Source organism: Yoonia sp. (assembly GCF_046498525.1).
Classification (GTDB): Bacteria; Pseudomonadota; Alphaproteobacteria; order Rhodobacterales; family Rhodobacteraceae; genus Yoonia.
Window position 1 is genome coordinate 1 of sequence record NZ_JAWOAN010000076.1, and the last position, 7561, is coordinate 7561.

At 57.8% G+C, this 7561-nt stretch carries 8 protein-coding genes; 6 read left to right on the forward strand and 2 right to left on the reverse strand.

Annotated elements, in window-relative coordinates:
• Positions 1-106 precede the first annotated feature (106 nt).
• The 6 genes from R6T97_RS04990 (at position 107) to R6T97_RS05015 (ending at position 4735) form a co-directional block, all read left to right on the forward strand.
• The gene (locus R6T97_RS04990; RefSeq protein ID WP_410348199.1) at positions 107-718 is read left to right on the forward strand and encodes a holin-associated N-acetylmuramidase; all 612 of its coding nucleotides are present in this window, start codon (positions 107-109) and stop codon (positions 716-718) included.
• Positions 709-1209, forward strand: a complete 501-nt coding sequence (locus R6T97_RS04995) for a holin family protein (RefSeq protein WP_410348200.1) — start codon at positions 709-711, stop codon at positions 1207-1209. The genes R6T97_RS04990 and R6T97_RS04995 overlap by 10 nt, the downstream gene beginning before the upstream one ends.
• Complete coding sequence (locus R6T97_RS05000; protein ID WP_410348201.1) at positions 1199-1402, forward strand: pseudouridine synthase; 204 nt, start codon at positions 1199-1201, stop codon at positions 1400-1402. Before R6T97_RS04995 ends, R6T97_RS05000 begins: the two co-directional genes overlap by 11 nt.
• Before the next feature lie 75 nt (positions 1403-1477).
• Positions 1478-3451 carry a heme lyase CcmF/NrfE family subunit gene (locus R6T97_RS05005; RefSeq protein ID WP_410348205.1) on the forward strand — a complete coding sequence of 658 codons (1974 nt, stop codon included), beginning with the start codon at positions 1478-1480 and terminating at the stop codon, positions 3449-3451.
• Positions 3448-3888 (forward strand): cytochrome c-type biogenesis protein CcmH, encoded by a 441-nt coding sequence (locus tag R6T97_RS05010; protein WP_410348202.1) that lies wholly within the window; start codon positions 3448-3450, stop codon positions 3886-3888. The genes R6T97_RS05005 and R6T97_RS05010 overlap by 4 nt, the downstream gene beginning before the upstream one ends.
• 70 nt (positions 3889-3958) lie before the next feature.
• The gene (locus R6T97_RS05015) at positions 3959-4735 is read left to right on the forward strand and encodes an enoyl-CoA hydratase-related protein (RefSeq protein ID WP_410348203.1); all 777 of its coding nucleotides are present in this window, start codon (positions 3959-3961) and stop codon (positions 4733-4735) included.
• Positions 4736-4774: 39 nt separating this feature from the next.
• On the opposite strand, the gene R6T97_RS05020 is transcribed toward R6T97_RS05015, so the two are convergent.
• Positions 4775-6070 (reverse strand): citrate synthase, encoded by a 1296-nt coding sequence (locus R6T97_RS05020; RefSeq protein ID WP_410348204.1) that lies wholly within the window; start codon positions 6068-6070, stop codon positions 4775-4777.
• Positions 6071-6163: 93 nt separating this feature from the next.
• Positions 6164-7558, reverse strand: a complete 1395-nt coding sequence (gene gltX, locus R6T97_RS05025; protein WP_410348206.1) for a glutamate--tRNA ligase — start codon at positions 7556-7558, stop codon at positions 6164-6166.
• Positions 7559-7561 lie beyond the last annotated feature (3 nt).

Genomic DNA, 7561 nt, shown 5'->3' on the forward strand with positions numbered 1-7561 from the left:
CGACGCGCTGAAGGCGCAGGGCGTCTACGTTGAGCCGGACGATGCTGTCGCGACCAATTAACCAATAGACTGCAGGCTTTGCCCCGACCGTATGGAAGGGGTGAAGATGCAGACCGTGACCCAAATTGCCCAAGAGATTATTGCCCGCGAAGGCGGCTATGTAAACGATGCCGACGACCCCGGCGGTTCCACCAAATATGGTGTGACGATCCATACCATGCGGCGCTTGGGGCTTGATCTGACGCAGGACGGGCGTGTCGATGATGGGGATGTCCGTGTCCTGACGCGGGCGCATGCGGTGTCGATTTTCGTGGAACACTACTTTCGCGCCCCGCGCATTGACCGGTTGCCCGCGCCACTGCAGGCCAGTGTATTCGACATGTATGTGAACTCCGGCGCCAATGCGGTGAAAATCCTGCAACGATTGCTGATCGAAATGCGGATCACGGTCACTGTGGACGGTGTGATCGGCCCCGAAACGATTGCTGCGGCCAAGCAGGCAATGCAGGCCGCACCCGATCATCTGGTCGATGCCTACGGCATTGCGCGACGCGCGTATTACTATGATCTGGCAGAGCGTCGCCCCGCCAGCCGCAAATATGCCCGCAGGCGGGACGGCGGCAAAGGGGGCTGGATCAGGCGTGCCGAAGACTTTGTATCGGCCCGCTATCACCTGACGGATGCCGAACACCGGGCGAGGGTGGCAAAATGGGTCTGATATCTGGGATCATGACGTTCCTTTTCGGGGACGGGCGCAATGTTGTGGCCGAGACCGCGCAGGTGTTTCGTGAAAATACCGAAAAGGGCGCGGTGCGTGCGGCAGAGGCGCGGGGCGACAGCCTTGCGCAGTTTGCGGCAGAGTTCGTGCATCCGCGCCGCGGCTTGTTCGACCGGTTGGTCGATGGGCTGAACCGTTTGCCGCGTCCGGCGCTGGCGTTGGGCACGATCTGGCTGTTTGTCATGGCAATGCAACGGCCCGATCAGTTCCGACAGGGGATGGAGGGGCTGGCGATCGTTCCCGAGCCGCTTTGGTGGTTGATGGGGGCGATTGTCAGTTTCTACTTTGGTGCGCGGCATCAGACGAAAACACAGGATTTTCAACGCTCTGTCGCGATGAGCCTTGCCGCGACGCAAATTGCGCCCGAAAAACTAGCGAGCCATTCCACGAACCCCGCGTTGCAAGACTGGCAGGCAGCCAATGCAGACTGAAAGCAGCGGGCAGCTTGAACGCCGCATCATCGCTTTGGAAATGCGCAACGCGGTGGATGATGTGCATCGGGCCAATGTAGCGGCCCGACTTGGCGCAATCGAGGATACTCTGAAATGGCTGGTCAGGCTGGTGATTGGCGGGCTTTTGATGGCGGGCGTCACCTATGCAATGCAAGGCGGGTTGGCGATTTAAAGGTGCGCCAAAATGTACCGTAAAAGTGAGCAGTCAGGTATGTTGCCTTTGGAATGTATCGGCTATGCTGACCACATGTTGATAGAACTTGGACATTTCGCTTTGATTCTGGCTTTTGGCATTGCCATCATCCAGATGATCGTGCCGATGGTAGGCGCACATCGTGGTAACGCAGGTTGGATGGCGATCGCCGAACCTGCGGCGACAGTGCAGTTCCTGCTGACGGCGTTTTCCTTTGCGGTGCTGACGTGGGCGTTTGTGACGTCCGATTTTTCGCTGCAGCTCGTTTACTTGAACTCCCATACCGATAAGCCGATGATCTACAAGATCACCGGCGTCTGGGGCAACCATGAAGGTTCGATGCTGCTGTGGATGGTGATTCTGACGTTGTTCGGTGCCTGTGCGGCATGGTTCGGCGACGGTTTGCCGACACGGTTACGGGCGCGTGTGCTGGCGGTGCAGGCGTCGATTGGCGTGGCGTTCTTTGCCTTTGTCCTGTTCACATCCAACCCGTTTTTGCGCCTTGAAGTCCCGCCACTGAACGGTCGGGACCTGAACCCGCTGTTGCAAGACCCCGGCTTGGCGTTTCATCCACCGTTCCTCTATCTTGGTTATGTCGGGCTGAGCATGGCGTTTTCGTTTGCAATCGCCGCCTTGATCGAAGGGCGCGTTGATGCGGCGTGGGGGCGGTGGGTCCGGCCGTGGACGCTGGCGGCGTGGATGTTTCTGACCGTGGGCATCGCCCTTGGTTCTTGGTGGGCCTATTACGAACTGGGTTGGGGCGGTTTCTGGTTCTGGGATCCGGTCGAGAACGCGTCATTCATGCCTTGGCTTATTGCAACGGCGTTGCTGCACTCTGCCATCGTGGTGGAAAAACGTGAAGCCTTGAAAAGCTGGACGATCCTTCTGGCGATCATGGCTTTCGGGTTCTCGTTGCTCGGTGCGTTTATCGTCCGTTCGGGTGTGCTGACGTCTGTGCACGCCTTTGCCAACGATCCTGAGCGGGGGATGCTGATCCTGATTATTCTGGCTATTTTCCTTGGCGGTGCGCTGACGCTATTTGCATTCCGCGCAGGTGCGTTGGAATCGAAAGGTGTGTTTTCGACTGTCAGCCGTGAAAGCGGGCTGATCCTGAACAATATCCTATTGTCGGTCAGCTGTTTCGTCGTGTTCATAGGCACGATTTGGCCACTGGTGTCGGAGTTGCTGTTCGACCGTACACTGTCCGTTGGTCCACCGTTCTTCGATGCGGCGTTCACCCCGTTCATGGTCGCTCTGGCGATTGCCTTGCCGTTGGGATCAATCCTGGCCTGGAAGCGGGGGACCCTGGCGCGTGCGTCGAAATCGTTGATCGGCTGGCTGGTTCTGGCGATTGCCATGGCCGCGCTCGCCTATGCGGTCCAAAGTGGTAATTCCGCGCTTGGGCCCGTGGGCGTGGCATTGGGCGTCTGGGTCGTCGGTGGTGCCATAGCCGATCTGTGGATGCGTAGTGGACGTGATGGTGTGCTGGATAGATTGCGCCGGATAGGTCGGCTTCCGCGCGCTGATTGGGGCAAGGCGACAGCGCATATTGGCATGGGTGTGACGATCTTCGGGATCGCCGCGATGCTTGCGTGGGAAAAGGAAGATATCCGTGTGGCGCAAATCGGGGATGCGTGGAACGTAGGCCAGTTCGAGTTCCGTCTGGATGGTGTAAACCAATTGCAAGGCCCCAATTATCTGACAACGATGGCTGATATCTCTGTCTGGCGGGGCGATAGTCAGGTCGGCGATCTGCACCCCGAAAAACGGTTCTACCCCGTGGCGAACATGCCAACGACCGAGGCGGCAATCATCAATGGCGTCGCCCGTGACATTTATGTGGTCGTCGGTGATCCGCAGGAAAACGGCGGTTGGGCAGTGCGTGTTTATCTCAAACCGTTCGCGAACTGGATCTGGGGCGGGGCGATCCTGATGGCGCTTGGCGGCTGTTTCTCGCTCTCGGACCGGCGCTTGCGCATCGGTGCGGCCTCGGCCAGAAAAACACCAAATGCGGTGCCTGCGGAATGAAGCGGTTGGTCTTTATCCTTATGCTTTTGGCGTCGCCTCTATGGGCAGTGGACCCCAAGGAAATGCTGGATGATCCAGTTCTGGAAGAGCGAGCGCGGACCCTTTCGCAAGAGCTGCGCTGCCCGGTGTGCCGCAATGAGAGCATTGATGAAAGCAACGCGGCTTTGTCGCAGGAACTGCGCATCGTGCTGCGTGAACGCATGGTTGCGGGGGATACCGACCAAGAGGCTCTGGACTTCATGGTGTCGCGCTATGGCGAATTCGTCATGCTGCGCCCTGACGCCAGTGGTACAAATCTGATCCTCTGGCTTGCCGCGCCAGCGTTGCTGATTATCGCACTGGGCGTCGGTTGGTCCACAATTCGCACCAAGCGAGAGGCACCCGAGAGCCTTTCAGATGCAGAAGAAGCGGAACTCGAGAAAATTCTGCGTTTGTGATGTCCGGTAGGGCTTTCCTAAACTGATCAGTTCACTACTGTAGCGCGAAGCTTTCAAAAGGACTCCGCGCATGGACTATCAGGCCATCAATCTTGTCATCCGTAACTCTGTCGCGGTGATCACCCTCAACCGTCCCGACATGATGAACGCGCTCAACACGCAGATGCGCGCCGAGATTACGCATGCCGTCAAAGCCGCAGAGAAGGACGCGCGGGTCATTGTCATGACCGGCGCCGGCAAGGCGTTTTGTTCCGGGCAAGACCTTGGCGATGGTGGCAATGCCGCTTCGCTTGATCTTGAACGGACCCTGCGCGACGAATACAAGCCGATGTTGAAGGCAATCTTTGATTGCCGTGTGCCGACGATTGCTGCCGTGAACGGGCCGGCGGCGGGGGCAGGGGCGAACCTTGCTTTGGCGGCCGATGTGGTGATCGCGTCCGAAGAGGCGTATTTTATTCAGGCTTTCACGCGTATCGGTCTGATCCCGGATGCAGGAGGCACCTATTGGCTGCCCCGCCAGATGGGTACGGCCAAGGCAATGGGGGCCGCGCTGTTTGCCGACAAGATTACTGCGCAGCAGGCCTGTGACTGGGGCATGATCTATGAAACTGCACCTGCAGCGACTTTCCTTGAGCATGTGCAGGGGCGCGCCGCGCATCTTGCACAGGGGCCGACAGTCGCCTATCGCCAACTGAAGAAAGCGATCCGCGGGTCGTTCGAAAATTCGCTGGACGAACAACTGGCATTTGAGGCGAAGTTACAGGGGCGCTGCGGTAAGACGCGCGATTTTCAGGAAGGCGTCGTTGCGTTCCTTGAGAAACGTACGGCAGTTTTTGAAGGCCGCTGAACCGCATGAAAAGGGCCACCCGAAGGTGGCCCTGATCGATTAACGTTTTTCAATATCGACGTAATCGCGCTTCATCTCGCCGAGATAAAGTTGGCGCGGACGACCGATTTTCAGTTGTGGATCGGCAAGTTGCTCGGACCACTGCGAAATCCAGCCCACTGTGCGTGCCACGGCGAAAATCGGCGTGAACATGGAGGTCGGGAAACCCATCGCCTCGAGGATGATGCCGGAATAAAAGTCTACGTTAGGGAACAGTTTCTTGTCGGCGAAGTACGGGTCGGCTAGCGCCTGCTTTTCCAATTCCTTCGCGACCTGCAGGACGGGGTTGTTGTCAACGCCGAGCAATTCCAGCACCTCGTCGGCGCTTTCCTTCATCACGGTCGCGCGCGGGTCGAAGTTTTTGTAAACGCGGTGTCCGAAACCCATCAAACGGTAGCTGTCGTTCTTGTCCTTGGCGCGGGCGATGAACTCTGGAATACGGTCAACGGTCCCAATTTCCTTGAGCATTTCAAGGCACGCCTGATTTGCGCCACCATGGGCCGGACCCCACAGGCAGGCGATGCCCGCAGCGATACAGGCAAACGGGTTCGCACCGGATGACGATGCCAAACGCACGGTCGAGGTCGAGGCGTTTTGTTCGTGATCGGCATGAAGCGTGAAAACCCGGTCCATCGCGCGGCTCAGGATGGGGTTGACGTGGTATTCCGCTGCGGGCACCGCAAAGCACATGTGCAGGAAGTTTGCAGCATAATCGAGATCGTTGCGCGGATACACAAACGGCTGACCGATGGAGTATTTATAGGCCATAGCTGCAACAGTCGGCATCTTGGCGATCAAACGGATCGTCGCGACCTCGCGTTGGTGCGGGTCGTTGATGTCGGTGGAATCGTGGTAGAAAGCCGACATCGCACCGACAACACCGACCATTGTGGCCATAGGGTGCGCATCACGGCGGAACCCGCGGAAGAAGTTGTGCATTTGCTCGTGGATCATCGTGTGGTTGGTCACGAGAGATTCGAATTTTTCCAGTTCTTCTGCGGACGGAAGCTCACCGTAAAGCAGCAGATAGCAGACTTCGAGATAGTGCGATTGCGACGCGAGTTGGTCGATCGGATAACCACGGTGCAGCAACACACCTTCTTCCCCGTCGATAAAGGTGATGGTGCTGTCGCAAGCCGCAGTCGAGGTAAAACCGGGGTCGTAGGTGAACACGTCGGCTTGCGCATAGAGCTTGCGAATATCAATGACGTCAGGTCCGCCAGTGGGCGAGTGCACGGGCAAATCATATGTTTTGCCCTTGAGCGTCAGCTTTGCGGTATCAGTATTTTCGGCCATATTTATTCCCTCTCGGTCCTGCGTCCGGTAAACGGCGCAGCGGCATCATTCGTCGTTAGTATCCGGTTAGCTGCTATTCGTAACGAACAAATTTCAGCCACTGGCATCTTGCAGGCGGGCGATCGTTTCATCCTGCCCCAGAACCAACATCATATCGAACACACTGGGTGAAACCGCGCGTCCCGCGAGCGCCGCGCGCAATGGCCCGGCCAGCTTGCCTAATTTCATGTCATGAGCTTCGGCAGTGGATGCAACGATCCCTTCCAATATGTCTTTTGTCCAGCTAGCATTTTGCAACTGCGGCGTCAATTCCTTCAGTATACCACGGGATACATCAGTGAGTTGCGCCGCCGCTTTCTCGTCAGGCACAATGGGACGCCGGGCAAGCACAAAGTGCGCCTTATCAATGAGTTCCGGGAAAGTCTTGGCGCGCTCTTTGAGGCAGTACATCGCCTGTAACATCCCGTCGCGTTGTGTTTCCGTAAGCGGATCGGCACCGGTTGCAGCAAGAAAACCCTGTAATTCCTGCAGCAATCCAGCATCGTCTGCGACTGCAATGTGCTGGCCACAGATATTTTCCAGTTTTTTAAAGTCGAACCGTGCCGGAGACTTGCCGATTCCATCCAGATCAAACCATTCTTTGGCCTGTGCATCGGTAAAGAATTCATCGTCTCCATGGCTCCAGCCCAGACGCGCCAGATAGTTGCGCATACCTGCTGCTGGGTATCCCAGCGCTTGATACTCGGCCGCGCCGGTCGCACCGTGCCGTTTGGACAGTTTTTTGCCGTCTGGTCCGTAGATCAGCGGGATGTGCGCCAGCACGGGCTTGTACCAGCCCATCGCTTCATAAATCAGGTTCTGCCGGAAGGCGTTGGCAAGGTGGTCGTCGCCACGGATGATATGGGTGACGCCCATATCGTGATCGTCCACCACAACAGCCAGCATGTAAACCGGCGTGCCGTCCGAGCGTAGCAAGATCATGTCGTCGATCTGGTCGTTGGACCACGTCACGTCGCCCTGCACGGCGTCATGTAATGTCGTTTTGCCGTCACGTGGCGCTTTGATACGCACCACATAGGGCGCGTCGGGGTATTCGGCTTCTGCCACGTCGCGCCAAGGCGACTGGAAAAGCGTCGATGTTTTCTCGGCGCGGGCCTTTTCGCGGAAGGCCTCAATTTCGTCTTGCGTGCTAAAACACTTGTAGGCCGCACCTTTTGCCAGCAACGCATAGGCAACTTCGGCATGGCGGCCCGCGTTAGCGGCTTGGCTCAATGGCGCACCGTCCCAATCAAGGCCCAGCCACGTCAGACCATCAAGGATCGCCTGCCTGTTGGCATCGGTCGAGCGTGCCTTGTCGGTATCTTCGATCCGCAGCAGGAACTTGCCGCCGTGTCCACGCGCATAAAGCCAGTTGAACAAGGCGGTGCGCGCACCACCGATGTGCAGGGCGCCGGTGGGTGACGGGGCGAAGCGTGTGACGACGGACATGGG